Source organism: Chroococcidiopsis cubana SAG 39.79 (assembly GCF_003991895.1).
GTDB classification, from domain to species: Bacteria; Cyanobacteriota; Cyanobacteriia; order Cyanobacteriales; family Chroococcidiopsidaceae; genus Chroococcidiopsis; species Chroococcidiopsis thermalis.
This window is the reverse complement of record NZ_RSCK01000259.1, coordinates 1-1,103: the sequence shown is the minus strand read 5'-3', so window position 1 is coordinate 1,103 and position 1,103 is coordinate 1. Positions and strand designations below refer to the sequence as shown.

The 1,103-nt window shown below is 46.5% G+C and carries 1 protein-coding gene and 1 pseudogene; both read left to right on the top strand.

Annotated elements, in window-relative coordinates; genetic code table 11:
- Positions 1 to 195 (top strand): annotated as a pseudogene (locus DSM107010_RS39195) (hypothetical protein); the annotation flags it as partial.
- Between the two features lie 48 nt (positions 196 to 243).
- Positions 244 to 1,080 carry a hypothetical protein gene (locus tag DSM107010_RS37780; protein ID WP_127025437.1) on the top strand — a complete coding sequence of 279 codons (837 nt, stop codon included), beginning with the start codon at positions 244 to 246 and terminating at the stop codon, positions 1,078 to 1,080.
- Positions 1,081 to 1,103: the final 23 nt, after the last annotated feature.

The following is a 1,103-nucleotide window of genomic DNA, read 5'->3' as shown; positions in this document are numbered from 1 at the left end:
CAGGGGTTTTGTCCGCTGTTGAGATGGTTGTGTATGGAAGTAGGTATTACTCCTTTAATCTGGTCTACTGTGGCGCAGACGGGGACAGTAAGTGGATCGTTGGCAATCGCCCGCGACTCGCTTCAAAATTGGGGCATTAGCATCAGCATGAGGCGAGTTGAGCGTTTAACCTACCATTTCAATCAACAGGGCTGAAGCCAGCGTCGCTCAAGGATATTCCATTTGCAACAAGGCACATTACCGATGACGCCGCTGTTGAAAGACCATCGAGTGGTGATTTCCGTTGATGGGGGACGCACTCGCATTCGTAATGCCAAAACGGGTAAACGTCGTCACAATTCCCATCGACATGGCTATAAAGCTGAGTGGATCGAACCAAAATTATTGACGATTTATGTAGTAGATTCCTTGGGTAAACGGGTCAATACCGCTGAAATTTCTGTGACTAACGATGGGACTTATGGCAAGCTTCAACCCTTTCTGGAACTATTAGAAATGCATTTGGTACGACTAGGAATAAATTTGGCATCTCAAGTAGTATTAATTGCAGATGGGGCTGAATGGATCTGGAAACATATCCCACCACTACTGCAACGTCTCGGTTGTCCACAAGAATCAACACACGGTCTACTCGACTTCTACCACGCCACAGAACATTTACACATGTTTGCTGATGCTGCTTTTACCCAGCCAAGAGAACAACGAGTCTGGTTTAAGCCAGCTCGTTCTACACTCAAACGCGGACAATCAGCTGATTTACTTGCTCGAATGCAGGCTTTGAGTCAAAAGAGCTGTGGCGAGCGCGGAGCGACTACGATATCCGAGATTCAGTATTTCACTAAATTTCATCAACAAGGGCGGTTGAGCTATTCTCAAGTGGCAGCGATGAAGATGCCTATTGGCAGCGGCGCAATTGAAAGTTTAATCCGCCAAGTGGTTAACCAAAGGCTCAAAGGTAATGGCAAATTCTGGTTACAGGGAAATGTAGAAGCGATATTGCACGCACGTTGCCAATGGGCTGCAAGAACTTGGTCAACTTTTTGCGACTCCATTTTAACAGCTAGGCTTTATCCAGCTTAATCCCACTTTTTCGCGTTGCACCC

Coding starts and splice junctions, on each gene's coding strand:
- DSM107010_RS37780 (WP_127025437.1), top strand. CDS start 244: ATGACGCCGCTGTTGAAAGACCATCGAGTGGTGATTTCCGTTGATGGG.